At 71.7% G+C, this 16,486-nt stretch carries 16 protein-coding genes; 12 read left to right on the top strand and 4 right to left on the bottom strand.

Features of this window, described 5'->3' with window-relative positions; translation table 11 throughout:
- Nucleotides 1-63: 63 nt before the first annotated feature.
- The 9 genes from SM573_RS17070 (at nt 64) to SM573_RS17030 (ending at nt 6,950) form a co-directional block, all read left to right on the top strand.
- Complete coding sequence (locus SM573_RS17070) at nt 64-294, top strand: hypothetical protein (RefSeq protein ID WP_474609996.1); 231 nt, start codon at nt 64-66, stop codon at nt 292-294.
- Between the two features lie 102 nt (nt 295-396).
- Nucleotides 397-1,395, top strand: a complete 999-nt coding sequence (locus SM573_RS17065; protein WP_474616525.1) for an RNA polymerase subunit sigma-70 — start codon at nt 397-399, stop codon at nt 1,393-1,395.
- A 121-nt stretch (nt 1,396-1,516) separates the two neighbouring features.
- Nucleotides 1,517-1,972 (top strand): DUF6069 family protein, encoded by a 456-nt coding sequence (locus tag SM573_RS17060; RefSeq protein ID WP_474616524.1) that lies wholly within the window; start codon nt 1,517-1,519, stop codon nt 1,970-1,972.
- 84 nt (nt 1,973-2,056) lie between these two features.
- Entirely contained in the window at nt 2,057-3,139 is a 1,083-nt protein-coding gene (locus SM573_RS17055) for a hypothetical protein (RefSeq protein ID WP_474616523.1), read from the top strand.
- Between the two features lie 174 nt (nt 3,140-3,313).
- Nucleotides 3,314-4,084 carry a YbaB/EbfC family nucleoid-associated protein gene (locus tag SM573_RS17050; protein ID WP_474616522.1) on the top strand — a complete coding sequence of 257 codons (771 nt, stop codon included), beginning with the start codon at nt 3,314-3,316 and terminating at the stop codon, nt 4,082-4,084.
- A gap of 28 nt (nt 4,085-4,112) precedes the next feature.
- Nucleotides 4,113-4,436 carry a hypothetical protein gene (locus SM573_RS17045; protein ID WP_474610001.1) on the top strand — a complete coding sequence of 108 codons (324 nt, stop codon included), beginning with the start codon at nt 4,113-4,115 and terminating at the stop codon, nt 4,434-4,436.
- A gap of 38 nt (nt 4,437-4,474) precedes the next feature.
- Nucleotides 4,475-5,263: a hypothetical protein gene (locus SM573_RS17040; protein ID WP_474610002.1), complete on the top strand. Its 789-nt coding sequence runs from the start codon at nt 4,475-4,477 to the stop codon at nt 5,261-5,263.
- On the top strand, nt 5,256-5,768 hold the full coding sequence (locus SM573_RS17035) for a hypothetical protein (RefSeq protein ID WP_474616521.1): 513 nt from the start codon (nt 5,256-5,258) through the stop codon (nt 5,766-5,768). The genes SM573_RS17040 and SM573_RS17035 overlap by 8 nt, the downstream gene beginning before the upstream one ends.
- 195 nt (nt 5,769-5,963) lie before the next feature.
- The gene (locus SM573_RS17030; protein ID WP_474616520.1) at nt 5,964-6,950 is read left to right on the top strand and encodes a DUF1996 domain-containing protein; all 987 of its coding nucleotides are present in this window, start codon (nt 5,964-5,966) and stop codon (nt 6,948-6,950) included.
- A gap of 93 nt (nt 6,951-7,043) precedes the next feature.
- Here SM573_RS17030 and SM573_RS17025 read toward each other — a convergent pair whose 3' ends face one another.
- Complete coding sequence (locus SM573_RS17025; RefSeq protein ID WP_474610005.1) at nt 7,044-7,484, bottom strand: DUF4333 domain-containing protein; 441 nt, start codon at nt 7,482-7,484, stop codon at nt 7,044-7,046.
- Nucleotides 7,485-7,500: 16 nt separating this feature from the next.
- Nucleotides 7,501-8,208, bottom strand: a complete 708-nt coding sequence (locus tag SM573_RS17020) for a COG4315 family predicted lipoprotein (protein WP_474616519.1) — start codon at nt 8,206-8,208, stop codon at nt 7,501-7,503.
- Between the two features lie 236 nt (nt 8,209-8,444).
- Between SM573_RS17020 and SM573_RS17015 the strand changes: the two genes are divergently transcribed.
- Both SM573_RS17015 and SM573_RS17010 read left to right on the top strand, forming a co-directional pair.
- Nucleotides 8,445-8,741, top strand: coding sequence for a WXG100 family type VII secretion target (locus tag SM573_RS17015; RefSeq protein WP_474610007.1), 297 nt, complete (start codon nt 8,445-8,447; stop codon nt 8,739-8,741).
- A 90-nt stretch (nt 8,742-8,831) separates the two neighbouring features.
- Complete coding sequence (locus SM573_RS17010; protein ID WP_474616518.1) at nt 8,832-13,220, top strand: FtsK/SpoIIIE domain-containing protein; 4,389 nt, start codon at nt 8,832-8,834, stop codon at nt 13,218-13,220.
- Between the two features lie 133 nt (nt 13,221-13,353).
- On the opposite strand, the gene SM573_RS17005 is transcribed toward SM573_RS17010, so the two are convergent.
- Both SM573_RS17005 and SM573_RS17000 read right to left on the bottom strand, forming a co-directional pair.
- Complete coding sequence (locus SM573_RS17005; RefSeq protein ID WP_474616517.1) at nt 13,354-14,031, bottom strand: hypothetical protein; 678 nt, start codon at nt 14,029-14,031, stop codon at nt 13,354-13,356.
- Nucleotides 14,028-14,330: a hypothetical protein gene (locus SM573_RS17000; protein ID WP_474610010.1), complete on the bottom strand. Its 303-nt coding sequence runs from the start codon at nt 14,328-14,330 to the stop codon at nt 14,028-14,030. The genes SM573_RS17005 and SM573_RS17000 overlap by 4 nt, the downstream gene beginning before the upstream one ends.
- A 157-nt stretch (nt 14,331-14,487) precedes the next feature.
- On the opposite strand from SM573_RS17000, the gene SM573_RS16995 reads away from it, so the two are divergent.
- Nucleotides 14,488-16,458 (top strand): putative T7SS-secreted protein, encoded by a 1,971-nt coding sequence (locus tag SM573_RS16995; RefSeq protein ID WP_474616516.1) that lies wholly within the window; start codon nt 14,488-14,490, stop codon nt 16,456-16,458.
- Nucleotides 16,459-16,486 lie beyond the last annotated feature (28 nt).

Here is a 16,486-nt window from a genome sequence, read left to right as displayed (position 1 = left end):
TAACACCGTTAAGCTAGTCGAACGTACGAAGGTCGGTCTCGACGGTCGGCGAGGAGATCCACCATGCCCCTGCTGCGAATCCACCTCGACAGCGACCGGACCACTGCCCGCCGCGTCCTACACCTGCATCGACAGGGCAGGATCCATCACGAGTCACGGGAGGCGGCCCGGGAACAGGTCTGGCGCCAGGGCCGCACCCCGGCCGGTGACCCGATCTTCGTCGGCATCACGAACGGCCGCCGCAACGTGCAGCTGCTCTACGACGTCGAGGTCCACTCCGACGCGGGGCCGTGATCCGTCAGCGGGTCGGCCACGCCGACCGACGGTGGTGATGAGTTATCGCGCCCGCACCCGTCATACCTGGGACGGCACACGACGAGGCGGAAGGATGACGTGATGGGTGCGGACACACGGCTGGAGGAGCTGGGTGGCAGCGGTCCGGGCGAGATCGACGAGCCGGCGTTCTCCGGCCTGGCGGAGCGGCACCGGCGGGAGCTGCACGTGCACTGCTACCGGATGCTCGGATCGTTCGAGGACGCCGAGGACGCCGTGCAGGAGACGTTGCTGCGTGCCTGGCGGCGACGGGAGACCTTCCAGGGACGGTCGACGTTCCGGGCCTGGCTGTACCGGATCGCCACCAACGCCTGCCTGGACCTGCTCGCGAAGTGCCGCCCGGAGCCCGCTACCGGCGGCGAGGTGCTGTGGTTGCAGCCCTACCCGGACCGGCTGCTCGACGAGCTGCCCGCGGGTGACGCGGACGGGCCGGAGACGGTCGCCGTCGCGCGGGAGACGATCGAGCTGGCGTACCTGGTCGCGGTCCAGCACCTCGCGCCGCGCCCGCGGGCCGTGCTGATCCTGCGGGACGTGCTCGGCTGGCCGGCGAAGGACGTCGCGGAGCTACTCGGGGACTCGGTCAACTCGGTGAACAGCGCACTGCAGCGGGCTCGCGCCGGCATGCGGGAGCACCTGCCCGCCGAGCGGCAGGACTGGACCGGCGGCGAGGAGGACGCCGGGACCCGCGAGCTGGTGCGCCGCTTCACCGACGCCAGTGTGGCCACGGACGTCGGTCGGCTCGCCGTGCTGCTGCGCGACGACGTCCGCTGCTCGATGCCGCCCACGCCGGGCCTGTACGTCGGGCGCGACGCCGTGGTGAAGAACTGGGTCGACGACGGCTTCGAGGGCATGACGGGCCTGCGCGGCGTCCCCACCTTCGTGAACCGGCAGCCCGCCGTCGCCTTCTACCACTGGCGGGAGCGGGAGGGTGCGTACCTGCCGCTGACGATCGACGTCCTGCGCGTCACCGGCGGGGCGATCACCGAGATCGTGACCTTCCACGACGACCGGTTCCCACGGCTCGGACTGCCGGAGCGCCTGCCGGCCGACGGCACGGAGTAGTCCGGGTGTGGACGCTCACGGCCGCACCGCGAGGGTCCGCATCGTCAGCCCCGGGTCCACGAGCGTCGCGTGCCGGTGCCATCCCATCCCTACCCCGCTCACCAGAGGACGGAGGAACGACATGACCAGCAGGAGTGACACCGGGATCGTCACCGACCCGGCGTCGAGCCGTACCAGCCGCACAAACCGCTTCCGCGGGCTCGCCCTCACCGGCCTGGTCGCCACGCCCGCGGCGGTGGTGGCCACCACCCTCGCCGCCGCGCTCGCCCAGGCCGTCGGCGTCGACTTCGAGATCCCAGACGGTGGCGAGAGCATCCCGTTGCCCGGATTCGCCGTGGTGACCGGCTTCTTCTCGATCGTGGGTGTCGTCATCGCCGCCGCGCTGCTCCGGTGGAGCGCTCGCCCCGTCGAGCGATTCGTGTGGACGGCGGTGTCGCTCACCGCGCTCTCGCTGGTCCCGCCCCTCCTCTCCGGGGCCGACGCCGCCACGACCACCGCCCTCCTGGGGCTCCACCTCATCCCCGCGACGGTGATGATCCCCACCCTGGCGCGGCGCCTCCGCGGCCGGCGCGCTTGAGGATCCACCACGGGGGCTGGCCGCGGCGGACGCCGGCCGGTCGGTGTCCGTTGTGGAGGATGGGTGGCCACATATCATTCCGGGATGACAGCTCAACCAGGCGGCGCCGCCCAGCTCGTGCTCGTGACCGTCGATGGCCCACGGCAGATGACGACGGCGTCCTTCGGGATGGACCTGGTGCGCGAGGTGGCCGACCTGCTCGGCTCGGAGAACGTTCGCTCCACCAGGCTCGGCGCCGACCTGACCCTGTGGCACGCCGAGGACGCCCCCGGTCGACCCCGCGCTGGTCATCCCAACCCTGCCGCGAGCCGGCTCGCGGCAGAATACGGCGCGCCCCCGGTCACCGGTCCCGCGGTGATCACCGGTCCGATCATGGACAACACCATCTATCCCCTGGACGCCGCTCGGGCCGGCGGGGTCGTGAACCAGCTGGGCGCCGGGCCGTGCAACAGCTCACCGCAGGCCACCACGTACGACGGTTCGGCGGTCCCGGCCCAGGACTGCACGAGGCACAGCCCGTGCCGCGAGCTGCTGGCGATACCCGCCGGACGGCGTGACTCCCTGCTCCGCCTGATTCCCGCGAGGACATCGGAGCTCGGCCCGGACGGCGTATACGTCTACCTCAATGACGAGCTGGTCGCGCTCCTGGTCGCGATGGGGCCGGACGAATCCGGCCGGCGGCAGCAGGCTCATCCCGTCCTCGGCCATCTGACGTCCCGCTGGAACACCACCCCTCCCGACCTGATCAGGCGTGCGATCGAGAACATGCGGGGCGACGGTGTCGTGGTCGAGTCCTACGACCAGGGTGAGTTCTCACCGCTGCACGTCGTGGTCGACCAGGGTGTGTCGGGTGTCGCGCACCTGGTGCGGCTGAACGAACTGCTGGGAGTCGACCTTCCGCACGGAGCGATCGTCGGTATCCCGCGCCAGCACCAGATCATCGCGGTCCCGATCCGCAAGGCCCGCGATCTCGCCACCATCGAGCCCATCCTCCGGCTGGTGCACAACGTCGGCTCGAATGCCTCCGACCGACTCAGCCTCGACGCGTACTGGCTCCACCAGGGCCGTCTGCACCCCCTGCACGCCGAGATGAAGAACGGACAACTGGAGCAGATTTTCCCGCCGGACGAGTTCCACCAACTCATCGCGCATCTGCCACGCGACTAGGGGCACTCACGTTACCCGGGCATCCTCGCCGATCCACCCGTCCCCGGGGAGGAACTGTCGCTTGCCGGTCCGCGGCGACGCTCAGCCGTCGCGGACCGGCGCGGGGCAGCGTCCTCACCCTCGGAGACGTTATAGTTACCCCTCAATCAATCCCGATCATCGAGGGCTGCAGCCATGTGGGGTAACGGGGATATCGATCTCGCTGGCTTAGAAGATCTTCGGACCCAGGCCGAAGCGCTCGCTGCTCAGCTGTCCGTGGTGGCCGAAACGGCCGAGGCGGAGTTCGTGGGCCGTGACAGCGCCGGTGCCGTCGAGGTGACCATCGACGGCACGGGAGGCGTGCTGGACGTGCGTGTGGATCACGACTGGGCACGGCTGGTCGGTATGACCGGTCTCGGACCTGCCGTCGTCGAGGCCGTGCGGTCCGCGACGAACGCGCGGGTCACCGCCTGGGCTGTCGCTTCCGCTGCGGAACGAGCCGTCCCGCCCGTTGAGGAGCCGGCCACCCCGCCCGGCGGCTCCGAGCCGACCGGTGCCGCCCAAACGCCGCCCACCGAGGTCGGGGATCCCTCCTCACGGCAGTCCGTCTACGCCCTTCGCGACATACTCGATCTCGTGGACGGGGTCCTCGACCGCATGGACCGCATCGAGGCGGACGCCGAGTACCTCGCCACGCGGCGGGTGACGTCGACGGATCACACGAACGCCATCCAGGTGACCACCGTCGGCGGCACGGTCGAAGAGGTGCAGTTCGATCGCGAGTGGCTGCGCTCCGCCCGCCATGAACGCATCGCCGCCGCCCTGCGTGAGGCGTTGACCTCGGCGGGGCGAGCCGCCGAGGAGGACAAGCAGCGCCTCGACGAGCCCGTACCGGGCATGGAACGGATGCGGTACCTGACCGCCTCGCCCGAGCGGCTGCTGCGCGAGATCGGCCTTATTCGCTAACGGCCCGGGCATCGGGAGAGGTGTCGGCATGGGAGTACCGAGCAAGGACGAGATCGAAGCCTCGATCGAAGCCCTCTACGGTGAGGCGGGGACCTGGGCGGAGATGGCCGTGCAGTTCAACACCATGGAGCAGACCGCACGGGGTCTCAGTCTGAACGCGTTCGAGTTCAGCGGGCTCGCCCACCTCATCGGCTTGGACAGCATGTACAACGAGTTGCAGGAGCGGATGGCGTCGCTGCTGCAGCAGGGCGCCGCCAACTTCGACAGCATCGCTCGCGCCCTGCGCGTCTCGGCGGACAACTACGCGCTTGACGAGGAAGAGAACCTTCACCGCATGAAGAACGTCTACTGAGGGGGGCGGCAAGCGTGGTGGCGTTCACTCCAACGGTGATGTCCGAGGCGGAGTTCCGCGAGAAGCTCGCCAAGATGGAGAAGCTGAACGGCGACATCAGCCGGCACTGCACGACGTTGTTCGGTCGATGCAATCGCGCCATGAACATTCTTCCCCAGCCGCTGGCGAACCAGTTGCTGACGGCGCTCAATGAGCTGAACAGCCTTCTCGCGAAGTTCTTCGCGGAGATCGCCAAGGTGATCCTGAATCCTGGCTGGCCCTTCAGTCTGATGTCGGCGGGTGACGACTGGACGGCGAAGATCGGTGGCCCGGCCAGCCAGCTGGCGCCCAAGCTCGCCGAGGACCAGCTGCGCGTCGACAACTACTGGAAGGGGCCGGCGGCCGAAGCGTACGCCAAGGTGCTGCCCTCTCAGCAGAAGGCGCTTGAGGCGATCAAAGCGGCCACCGACGTGATCGACAGCAACCTACAGAAGACCGCCTACGGCATTTTCGCCCTGTGGGTGGGGATCATCCTGGCCGTCGCGATGTTCGTGGCCGAGCTGATGGCCGAGTCGGCCGCCGCGGCCACGGTGGTGGGCGCACCGCCGGCCGCCGCGGGTGCCGGCCTGTCGACAGCGAAGGTGATCGGTCTGGTGGTGGCCATCGTCGGCGCCTTCATCGCCTACGTGGGAACTCTCGTCGACAGCATGACCACTCTCAAGCAGACGCTGCACTCCAACGCCGCGTTCCCCGGCGGCAACTGGCCGAAGTCCACGACGACCGACTTCGATGACGGCAGCCTCAGCGACGGCGACACCACGGACTGGAGGCTCGAGTCCGATGATTGAGAGCCACGGGAGATCGCCCGACGAGCGCCAGCTCGCGGCGGCCACTCGTCCGCTTCCCCAGGGCGGCGGGCGCCGGTTGCGGGGCCTCTACCTCACCATGCTGTTGGTGGCCCTGGTCGCGGTGGCGGTCATCGTGCCGTTCAGCTGGTACGCCACGATCTCGTCCGTCGACAACGAGGACCTGCCGCTGCTCGGATCGGGGGCCGTGGTGGTGACGACGTCCTTCGTGCTGCTCGTCGGTGCCCTGGTGGTCGGCCGCGCGGCGGTCCACGCCGATGCGGTGGCGATCGGTGGCGCTCACACGTCGGCGAGGTTGGCCCGCGTGGGTGGGCTGGTGGGGTGGATCGGCGCCGGGGTGGTGCTGGCGGTCGCCGCTCTCCTGGCGCTGCGCGGGGTGGAGCTGGCGTTCGTCGAAGGTGTCGCGCTGGCGGCGGCAGCACTCGTCCCGGCCTTCATCAACGACAGGGCCAGGACGATGGCCGTGAACGCGGCGGGCGGCCGCTGACGGGCCCCACAGATCCACCGCGCCGTCGTGGCCGCAGCGCCCGTGAGGCGGTGAGGCGAGCGCGAGTCCGGGGTGGCGACGTGGAGCCAGATCACATCCTCGACGGTCGGCCCGAGGGCCGGCGCCGCCCGACCTAGGCTCGACGGGGTGGGGCAACGGAGTGGGCGGGACAGCGCGCCGCATGACGTTCGAGCCGTGAGCGGGCGGGCGCCGACCTGGCGCCGGGCCGTCGCCGTGACGCTGGCACTGGAGCTGCTCCTCGTCCTGCTCGGCTACGGCGTGGCCTGGCGGGTCGAGGCCGGCGACGAGGCGCGACCGCGGACGGTGGCCAACCTTCTCGGCCCCGACTTCGTCGACATCAACTCCGTCCCGTCCGGCCCGCCCACGCCCGCCGCGGCGCCCGGGGCGGCCACCGGCACCTACACCTGGGACTGCGGCCGCAACGAGAACGGCCACCGCAACACCGCCAACATCGTGATGGCGCCCGGATACCCCGGGCAGCCGCACCACGTGCACGACTACGTCGGCAACCTCTCCACCGCCGTCGACTCGACGCCACAGACCCTCGCGACCGCGGCGACGACCTGCCACAACGGCGACCGGTCGACCTACTTCTGGCCGGTGCTGCGCACGGTCGGGGCCGCCGACGCCACGGACCACGACGGCGAGATCCAGGTGCCGGTCGAGTCGACCCTCACCTTCTCCGGCAACCCTCGGGGAAACGTCGTGCCGATGCCGCAGCAGCTCGCCGGCACGGTCGGCGACGCCGTGGCGGTCACCAACGGTGGCCGGAACGCGGTCGCGACCTGGACCTGCTCCAGCACACCCGACCGCCGCACCACGGCGTACCCCCAGTGCCCGGCCGGCGACCGGGTGCAGCGGATCTTCGACTTCCCGAGCTGCTGGGACGGCCGGCGGGTGGACAGCGAGAGCCACCGCGCCCACCTCGTCTTCCCCTCCCCCGACGGCTCCTGCCCCCGCAACACGTTCCCGGTGCCGCGGCTCCGGCTGACCCTCGCGTACGCCGTCCCACCCGGTGCCCGGTTCCGGATCGACGCCTTCGACGGCCAGCGCAACAGCCCGCTGACCGACCACGCGTTCTTCGTCAACCTGATGCCGGAGCCGTTGATGGCGAAGGTCGTGGAGTGCCTCAACAGCGGGCGGACCTGCCGGGACGGCTGAGCGGGGTGCCGTCCGGGTCCCCCTGCCGGCGGCGCGGCCACCGGCCGCCGGCACGGCACGGCACGTCGGTCGGGCGTACGCCCTGCCCGTGTCTCACTGCGGGCGACCGACCTCGAACCGGCCGTCGGGGGACGTCACCGTGACGGTGATCGCCGTCGGTACACCGGCGATCTCGGCGGAGCAGGAGAAGCGGCTGCCCACCGTGACCGGCCGGCCCGGCGGGCAGGCGACGAGGTCCGCGTCGAGCCGGTAGTCGTCGCGCAGCACCGACAGCACCCCCTGCTGCAGCGCCGCCGTGTCGAACACCTTGCGGTGGAGAAACCCCGGCCAGACCAGACCGAGTACGGCCACCAGCGCGACCAGGACCACGACCGGGCCGGCCACGGCGACCACGAGCTTCCGGGAGACGCGCCGGCGACCCTCGACGGGCGTGCTCGGCACCGTGGGGGCCGGCCCCCACTGCGGCGGGGGTGCCGGTGTCCAGCGCGGGGCGGGTGTCGGAGCGCCGTCAACGTCCCCGTACGGGTTGGTCATCGTCATCCCCTCCGGCTCAGCGGGCGGTGGCCGTGGTGGGTACGGCCACCACCTCGGGCAGGGACGTGGTGCGTCCGCCGGTCGGGCTGACCGCGAACCAGGTGCCGCCGACCCCCTGACCGTTGACGTCGCCCGGCGCGGTGTCCTTGCTGAACAGGTAGACGGGCCAGCCGCCGATGGTCACCTGGCAGGTGCCGTCGGCCCGCTCGACGTAACCGATGAGCTGCGGGTTGATCCCGCTCGGGTAGATCTGGCCGGGTGACCTGACCAACAGCGGCGGCCAGGTCTTCGCGCACTGTCCGTCGCAGGTGGACCTCGATGGTTTCGCCGTGTCCTTGTCGAACCGGTAGAGGGTCCTGCCCCGACCGTCGGCGACGTACGTGCCGATGTCGGCGGAGGCGGTTCCGTTCAACTGGATGAGGTTGCTGCCCCGCGCCGTGCCGGGCGCGGGTGTGAGCGGGACGTTGGACGGGCCGCTGTAGATCCGTACGCGACCCTGGGTCTTCGCCACGGTCGGCGCCGGGAGCGGGGTCGCCGGAACTTCGATCACCTCCGGGGTCGCGCCGGGCTCGGCGGTCGCGCCCGGCGTGGCCCCCGCCGTCGCGGTGGCCCCCGCCGCCGCGGCCGGGGCCGCCGACCCGGTCGCCGGGTCACCGCAGGCGGCCAGCGCCGCCAGGCCGGCCAGTGCGATCGCGGTCCGCGCGATCCGGCTGTGCAACACCATCTCTGCTCCACCTCGTGCTCGGGGAGGACCGCGTCCGTGCGCGCGGTCCGGCATCCACACGACGTGGTCGGCGAAGTGGTTCACCGTCGGGGTCGGACGAGTCCCTCGTCACGAAGCCGAAATTTCCACTGAACCGTTCCGGGCCGCCGTCCGTGTGGGTGGCGGCAACGGCGGAAGGCGGCCCGGAACGACCGCCTCACGGAGCCGGACAGATCGAGAACACGAGGGAGCGGAACATGGCCACGTACCACATCGTCAGCGAGGACATGCAGGAGGCCTCGAGCTGGCTGAAGCAGAACATGCAGACGCTGCTGGACGGGATGACCCAGGCCAAGAGCAAGATCGACACGCTGATCCAGGGTGGTTACAACACCCCGGCCGCCCAGCAGCAGTTCGGCCCGTACTTCGACGAGTACAAGGGCAGCGTCGACCAGACCCTGCACGGCATGGAGGGCATCAGCCAGTACCTCACGCAGGTCAGCGACGCGTTCTCCGACACGGACGCCCAGACCGGGGCGAGCCTCGGCCGCTGACGACCGGACGGCCCCGGGGCCGCGTGGTGAGTGAATCACCACGCGGCCCCGACCGTTTCCTCCGACGGACCATCCGACCAGGAGAACTTCGTGCGCCTGCAGCTCACCGTTGCGGATCCGTCCACCGCCGTCATCGACTACCAGGTCGAGGCGGCCCCCGACACGACCGTCGGGGAACTCGCCGAGGCACTGGCCGCGCGTCGGCCGGAGCCCACCGCCACGCCACCGACACTCTTCGTCGCGGGGGCGCCGCTGGACCCGCGACTCACCCTCGCCGAAGCACCGCTGCGCCAGGGCACCGTGCTCGGCCTGGACCGTCCCGTGCCCGAAGCGCCCGCGCAGCCGGCGGGGCTGGTGGAGGTGCGGGTGGTCAGCGGCACCGACGCCGGTGAGGTCCACCAACTCGACCTCGGTGAGCACACCATCGGCACGGCGAGCACCGGCCGGGTCCGCCTCACCGACCCGTCCCTCGCCCCCGTCGTGGCGTCGATCCGGGTCACCCCGGACGGTACGTGCCGTCTGCGACCGGCCGGGCCCGGCCTCCTGCTCGACCGGGTCGAGCTCGACGGCGAACAGGTGTGGTCCCCGGGCGCGCAGCTCGCCGTCGGCTCGTCCCTGCTGGAGCTGCGCCGGCCGGTCCGGGCAGAGGCCGCCCTACAGGTCTCCGAGGACCGAACCGGGCTGGACTACAACCGTCCGCCTCGGCTGCTCCCACCGGCCCGCACCACCCAGTTCACCCTCCCCGGGCCGCCGTCGCCACCGGACCGGCGACCACTCGCGCTGATCACCGTGCTGGCGCCGCTGGTGGTCTCCGGAGCCGCGTACCTCGTCACCCGCAACCCGCTGACCCTGCTCTTCGCCGTCCTGTCGCCGGTGGCGCTCATCGCCGGCCAGGTCGGCGCCCGACGCCAGGGGAAGGTCACCTACCGTGCCCGGCTCGCCCAGTACGAGGCGAAGAGGGCGCGGATCAGCGCGGAGGCGCAGGAGGCGTTGACGGTGGAGCGGCTGGCCCGGCGGGACAACTTCCCCGACCCGGCCGCCGTACGGCTGATCGCCGTGGGGCCGGAGCGCCGCCTCTGGGAGCGACGCCGCACCGACCCCGACTTCCTGGAGCTGCGGGCCGGCAGCGCCGACCTGCCGTCCGAGGTGGTGCTGCGGGATCCGAGCCAGGACGAGCACCGCCGGGAGATCCGGTGGAGCGCGCTGGACGTACCGGCGACGGTGTCGGTGCGCAAACACGGCGTGGTCGGCATCGCCGGTGGCGCCGCCGCCCGCGTGACGGCCCGGTGGATGGTGGCGCAGGCGGCCACCCTGCACAGCCCCGAGGATCTCCAGATCTATCTGCTCGCCGGCGCGGGCGACGAGGAGGGCTGGTCGTGGGTCGGCTGGCTGCCGCACGCGGCGCCGCGCGACGGGCAGGACACCCTCGCCACCGTCGGCACCGACACCCAGACCGTGGCCCGGCGCGTGGCCGAACTGGTCGCCGTGATCTCGGCCCGCGCCGCCGAGCGGGGCGACGGGGCGTTCCGTGACATCCTCGTGGTGCTCGACGGGGCGCGCCGGCTGCGTTCCCTGCCCGGGGTGACGCAGATCCTGCGGGAAGGGCCCGCGGTCGGGGTGCACGCGATCTGCGTCGACGCGGAGGAGCGGCTGCTGCCGGAGGAGTGCCAGGCCGTCGTCGCCGAGCAGCCCGACGGGACGCTGCTGGTGACCCAGACGCTCGCCGCGCCGATCTCCGGGGTGCACCCCGACCTGCTCTCGACGCAGTGGCTGCGTACGGTGGCCCGCGCGCTCGCACCGCTGCGCGACACCGGCGGCGCCGACGACGGCGCGGCCCTGCCGGACGCGAGCCGGCTGCTCGACGTGCTCGGCATGGAGCCGCCGGCGCCGGACGCGGTCGCGGCCCGGTGGACCACCGGAGGGCGGACCACCGAGGCGGTGCTGGGTGTCTCGCTGGACGGGCCGTTCGCCCTCGATCTCAAGCGGGACGGACCGCACGCCCTGGTCGCCGGCACCACCGGTTCGGGCAAGTCGGAGCTGCTGCAGACCCTGGTCGCGTCGCTCGCCGTCGCCAACCGGCCGGACGCGATGACCTTCGTGCTGGTGGACTACAAGGGCGGCAGCGCGTTCAAGGACTGCGTCCGGCTGCCACACACCGTCGGCATGGTCACCGACCTCGACACCCACCTGGTCAGTCGGGCGCTGACCTCGCTCACCGCGGAGCTGCGACGGCGGGAACACATCCTCGCCGAGGCGGGGGCGAAGGACATCGACGACTACGTCGACCTGCTGCGCCGGGAACCGACGCGGACCCCCATACCGCGACTGTTGATCGTGATCGACGAGTTCGCCTCGATGATCCGCGACCTGCCGGACTTCGTGACCGGCCTGGTCAACATCGCACAGCGGGGCCGGTCGCTCGGTATCCATCTGGTGCTGGCCACCCAGCGCCCGGGCGGGGTGGTGTCGCCGGAGATCCGGGCGAACACCAACCTGCGGATCGCGTTGCGGGTGACCGACACCAGCGAGAGCCAGGACGTGCTGAACGCCCCCGACGCCGCCTCGATCTCCAAGTCGACGCCCGGGCGGGCATTCGTCCGCCTCGCCCAGTCGTCGCTGGTGCCGTTCCAGGCCGGACGGGTGGGCGGTTTCCGGCCCGGGGCCCGCACCAGCGACCGGCAGGTCCCGTGGCTCGCGCCCGTCTCCTGGCCGGACCTCGGCCGGCCCGTGCCCACCCGCCCCGGTGTCACGGCCGAACCGGCCGCCGAGCTCACCGATCTCGCCGTGCTGGTGGAGGCCGTCCGGGGCGCCAGCGAGCAGCTGGCCATCGCGCCGCAGCACAGCCCGTGGCTGCCGGCGCTACCGGAGACGTTGACCGTCGACGCGCTTCCCGCGCCCCGGGGCAGTGGCTACCACCTGCCCTCAGTGGCGTACGGCCTGGTGGACCTGCCGGCCCAGCAGGAGCAGGTGCCCCTGGAGCTGGATCTGGGGACACTGGGTCACCTGCACGTGATCGGTTCGTCGCGCAGCGGCCGGTCGCAGGCGTTGCGGACGATCGCCGGCACGGTGGCCCGCGCCCACTCGACGGCCGACGTCCACCTCTACGGCGTCGACTGCGGCAACGGCGCCCTGCTCGCCCTGGCCGAGCTGCCGCACTGCGGTGCGGTGGTGCAGCGTACGGAGGCCGAGCGGCTCGGCCGTCTGCTCGCCCGCCTCGTCGCGGAGCTCGGTCGCCGCCAGCAGCTGCTCGCCGCCACCGGCTCGGCCGGGCTGGTGGAGTACCGGGCCGGCGCGGCCGAGGCCGACCGGCCGCCGCACATCCTCCTGCTCCTCGACCGGTTCGAGGTCTTCGACAAGACGTTCGCCGACTACGACAACGGCAACGTCATGGCCGCGCTCCTGACGCTGTTGCGCGAGGGTGCCGGCGCCGGCATCCACGTGGTGCTGGCCGGGGACCGGAGCATGTTCACCACCCGGATCTCCTCGACGACGGACGACAAGCTGGTGCTGCGACTGACGGAACGCAGCGACTACAGCATGGTCGGCATCAACTACCGGCAGCTACCGGACGAGATCGGGCCGGGCCGGGCGATCCGGGCGGTCGACAGCGCGGAGGCGCAGATCGCCCTGCTCACCGAGGACAGTTCGGGTCAGGGGCAGGCCCGTGCGCTCGCCGCGATCGCCGAGGCGGCACGGCTGCGGGACGCCGAGGTCGGCGACGCCGCCCGCCCGTTCCGGATCGACGTGCTGCCCGACGAGCTGACCCTGGCACAGACGTACGCCCTGGCACGTCCGGCCGATCCGCTGTGGACCATGGTGGGCGTCGGCGGGGACGAGCTGTCGGCCGTCGGCCCGGACCTGGCGACCAACCCCACCTTCATCCTGGCGGGACCGCCGCGGTCCGGACGGAGCACCGCCCTGCTCACGATGGTCGCCGGACTGCTCGTGAAGGGGACTCCCGTGGTGATCGCGGCGCCTCGGCGGTCACCGCTGCGGGAGTTGGCCGGTCTGCCCGGGGTGCTCGACCTGGTGCCGAGTGAGAACCTCACCTCCGCCGGGCTCGCGGCGGCCCTCGACGGGCGCGACGGCCCCGCCGTGGTCGTCCTCGACGACGCCGAGCAGCTGCTCAAGTGCGACGCCGGCAGCGATCTCGGGGAGATCGCCCGAGCCGGGTCGGAGCGGGGCCTCGGGCTGATCATGGCCGGGTCCATCGACGGCCTCGCCAGCGGCTTCGGCGGTTGGCACGTCGACGCCCGGCGGAACCGGCAGGGCGCGCTGCTCACCCCACAGGGCCTCGGCGACGGTGAACTGATCGGCGCGAAGCTCTCCCGCGGCCAGCTCGGCGGCGGTCGGCCGGGCCGCGTGCTCGCCCACTTCGGCGACGGCAAGGTGCATCTGCTGCAGGTGCCCCGGACCGAACCGGCCGTGCTGCGGGACCTCCTGGCCGGGCGCGGAGACACCGGGCCGTCGCGACCGTGACGACACCGGGCGCGGGGTGGGACCGGACCGGAGCGTGACGGGCGGCTGCCCGCGCCGATGGAGTCGGGGTACGAGACGACGACGGGGGGACACCGACTGCGGTGTCCCCCCGTTCGCGGGTCGGCGGCACCCCCTAGCCGCCGACCTCCCCCCGGGAGACCTCCTGCGGCGTGAGCGCGGGAGCCTCCCCCTCATAGGTGAACGTCAGCGTGGCGGTGATCGTGGCGAAGAGCTCGAAGAGCTCCTCCGCCTCGGCGAGGTTCGGGCTCGAACCGGTGACCACCAGCACGTTCACGGTTCCCGGCAGCGGTACGACCGTGTGCATCACGGCGCACCGCATGGTGGCCCCGTCCTGGGTCACGTTCTGGATGCCGTGCACCCGGCCGACCGTGCCGATCGTGGGGATCCGGGCGGTGCTCACCCGACGCCAGGTCCCGTCGGGGCGGGCGGGCTGCGCGACCGCGGTCAACGCGCCAAGGATGTCACCGGTCGCGGGCGGGGTGACCACCGAGACCAGCACCGTCGCGGTGAGCGGGCCGTCCTCGTACACCTGGAACGTGCCGGCGGCGTGCACCGCTCCCGCGTTGCGGGCCTGCCGCACCGACCGGCGTAGCTGCTCGGCGTACTGTCCCGCCTGCTCCTCGGTGAACCCACCCTGACGGGCCCGCGTCCGCACCTCGTTCGCCACCCGGTTCTCGCTCGCCTCGTCGGCGACCGAGAAGTCGACCCAGTCGTCCGGCGTACGCAGCTCGAACCCGGTCGGGGGCGGGTTCGTCGCACCGGTCGTCGACGTGGCTCCTCCGCTGGTCAACTCGTCGCCCCCTCCGGCTCCTGCAGCGCGGCGACCGTCTGCTCGTCCGTCTCCCGGAACGCGTCGGCCACCGCCTTCGCGGCGTCGCGGACCCCTTCGAGGTCCTTGGCGACGACGTGCCGGCCGTCACCCCACCGCTTCTCGAACTCGTGCGCGGCCTTCTCCAACTCGTGCTGCCCGAGCGTGTCGACGACCGCCCCCATCGACCTGATCGACGAGCTGTCCATCAGCTCCTTGGTGCGCTGCAGCAGGTCATGCACCCGCTCCAGCTCCGCGCCGGGTACGTCGATCACGCTCATGTCGGCACCTCGGTGCCGAGCCTGCTCCGCTCGCTCATCCCCGCTCTCCTCCCCGGGCCGGTCAACGTCTCCGCGCCGTACACGGACGGTCGGCCGGTTCGGTTCAGCGCGGCTGAACCGATCTCGCATCCGCTACGTGTGCGAGTCGGCTCCGGCGTTGGCCGCCGGACAGCCAGACCGATGGGTGCGATGGGGGAGGTTGGTCATGACGCGTCCGGGGGACGCCGAGTGGTCGGTGTTGCAGCTGGACTCCGACCCGGTACCGGGTGATCCGGAGTCCTTTGAGGAGATCACCCGCGCCTACCAGGAGTTGGCCCGAACCACCCAGGAGGCACACGACCTGCTCGCCTCCGGCAGCCAGATCGACATCGGCCAGGGCAAGGCCATGGAAGCCTTCAAAGACCTGATCGGCAAACTACCGCCCCGACTCGACCGGATGGCCCACTCCTACGCCGCCGCCGCCGAGGCGTACCTGCGCTACCTGCCCTCCCTCGAAGAGGCGCAGACCATGTCGCTACGCGCCCTCGACCAGGCCCGACAAGCCGACGGCGACCACGGCGCCGCCCAGGCCGCACTCTCCTCCGCCCAGGCCGCCCTCACCGCACTCAGCGGCGACACCGACGCCACCCAGGCCGCCAAGGACAAAGCCGACGACGACCTCACCGCCGCCCAACACCGCGCCGACAACGCCCGCCAGGCCCTCGACCAAGCCAAAGCACTACTCGGCCAGGCCACCGCCCTCCGCGACCAAGCCGCCCGCACCGCCGCCGAAACCCTCCGACACCTCGCCAAGGACGCACCCCAACGATCCCTCTGGGAAAAGATCGCCGAAGCATTCCACGCCTTCATCGAATTCCTCCGCAGCACGGTCATCGAATGGATCACCACGATCCTCGACGTCCTCTCCGCCATCGCGTCATTCATCTTCCCGCCACTCGGCTCCGCCATCGGCCTACTCTCCGGCGCCATCGACCTCGCCGCAGCGGCACTCAGCGGAGACCCCGCCGCGATCGGACTGGCAGCCGGCGGCCTGGCCCTCGGCCTGATCCCAGGCGGACGACTCGCCGGCCGAGTCATGAAGTTCGCCCTCAAAGGCACCATCAAAGACGGCATCAAAGCCGGCACCAAACAACTCACCAACATCAAAAGCCCCGGCGCAACCGGCACGAAGAACCTGGGCGCGGACGCGACGAGCTACGGCCCGGGCAAGGTGATCAAGGGCGCGTTCACGTCGGCCGGGCAGAACCTGAGCGACCTGGGCAGCGTCGTGGCGTCACGGTTCCGGCCCCGACCCGCGCCGAACGGGAACACCATCGTGGGTAAGAACAGCTGGGGCATCAAGACGCGCTTCAACGTCGACGACGTCCGGGCCGAACCGGTGGTCAACGGTGACGGCCGGCAGATCGGCGTGAGCTTCCCGCTCAGCGCCCGCGACAGCGAGAGTCGCGCCGCGTGGGCGCGTGTCGACACCAACCTCGCCACCGGCCGGTACCGGGGCCCGGATCTGGCCCCCGACGGGCGAGCGGTCTTCAAGAGCGTGCCCGGCCACCGGCCGACCGAGGCGGCAGGCGCGTCCCACAAGGGGCCGCAGCCGGACTTCGAGTTCGACCAGCTCCGCCGCGCGCCCTGGGCCGGCGACGCGCACGACCCGATGTTGGTCATGGCGCACAGCAGCGCGAAGGACGTCGCGGTGCAGTTGAAGAACGGCAAGGTGGTCAACGTGTCGGGCGGGGAGTTCGCCAAGGTGCTGCACCAGAACACGGTGTTCCAGAGTGCGACCGGGGCCAACCCCGACAGCCCGATCACCATGATCGCTTGCAGCTTCGGCGCGCGGGACGGCAAGGTCGCCCCGGAGTTCAGCCAGGTGATGCAGGACCTCGGGAACGACCGGCAGATCTACGCGGCGACCGACACCGTCTGGACGACCCGGCCGAAGGACTTCCGAGGCGAGGTCACCAATCCCGGTGGCGATTTCGCCACCATCGCGGTCTCCAACGGGGGCGAGTTCCGCCCGCTGGTCTCTCGCGGGGGCGGCCAGACGTCTCCCCCGGCAGCCGCTCCAGCGACCGCTCCGCCGCAGCTTCCCCCCTTCGACTTCGGCGACCCGTTGCCCGACTTCAGCAGGTGAGCATCCGCGATGCGGAGCCGGCGACCAG

The organism is Micromonospora xinjiangensis, assembly GCF_056150165.1.
The sequence above is the reverse complement of the archived record's forward strand: the minus strand, read 5'-3'. Positions and strand labels throughout refer to the sequence as shown.

Coding starts and splice junctions, on each gene's coding strand:
- SM573_RS17060 (WP_474616524.1), top strand. CDS start 1,517: ATGACCAGCAGGAGTGACACCGGGATCGTCACCGACCCGGCGTCGAGC.
- SM573_RS17040 (WP_474610002.1), top strand. CDS start 4,475: ATGTCCGAGGCGGAGTTCCGCGAGAAGCTCGCCAAGATGGAGAAGCTG.
- SM573_RS17035 (WP_474616521.1), top strand. CDS start 5,256: ATGATTGAGAGCCACGGGAGATCGCCCGACGAGCGCCAGCTCGCGGCG.
- SM573_RS17070 (WP_474609996.1), top strand. CDS start 64: ATGCCCCTGCTGCGAATCCACCTCGACAGCGACCGGACCACTGCCCGC.
- SM573_RS17015 (WP_474610007.1), top strand. CDS start 8,445: ATGGCCACGTACCACATCGTCAGCGAGGACATGCAGGAGGCCTCGAGC.
- SM573_RS17020 (WP_474616519.1), bottom strand. CDS start 8,208: ATGGTGTTGCACAGCCGGATCGCGCGGACCGCGATCGCACTGGCCGGC.
- SM573_RS17025 (WP_474610005.1), bottom strand. CDS start 7,484: ATGACCAACCCGTACGGGGACGTTGACGGCGCTCCGACACCCGCCCCG.
- SM573_RS17045 (WP_474610001.1), top strand. CDS start 4,113: ATGGGAGTACCGAGCAAGGACGAGATCGAAGCCTCGATCGAAGCCCTC.
- SM573_RS17050 (WP_474616522.1), top strand. CDS start 3,314: ATGTGGGGTAACGGGGATATCGATCTCGCTGGCTTAGAAGATCTTCGG.
- SM573_RS17055 (WP_474616523.1), top strand. CDS start 2,057: ATGACAGCTCAACCAGGCGGCGCCGCCCAGCTCGTGCTCGTGACCGTC.
- SM573_RS17065 (WP_474616525.1), top strand. CDS start 397: ATGGGTGCGGACACACGGCTGGAGGAGCTGGGTGGCAGCGGTCCGGGC.
- SM573_RS17000 (WP_474610010.1), bottom strand. CDS start 14,330: ATGAGCGTGATCGACGTACCCGGCGCGGAGCTGGAGCGGGTGCATGAC.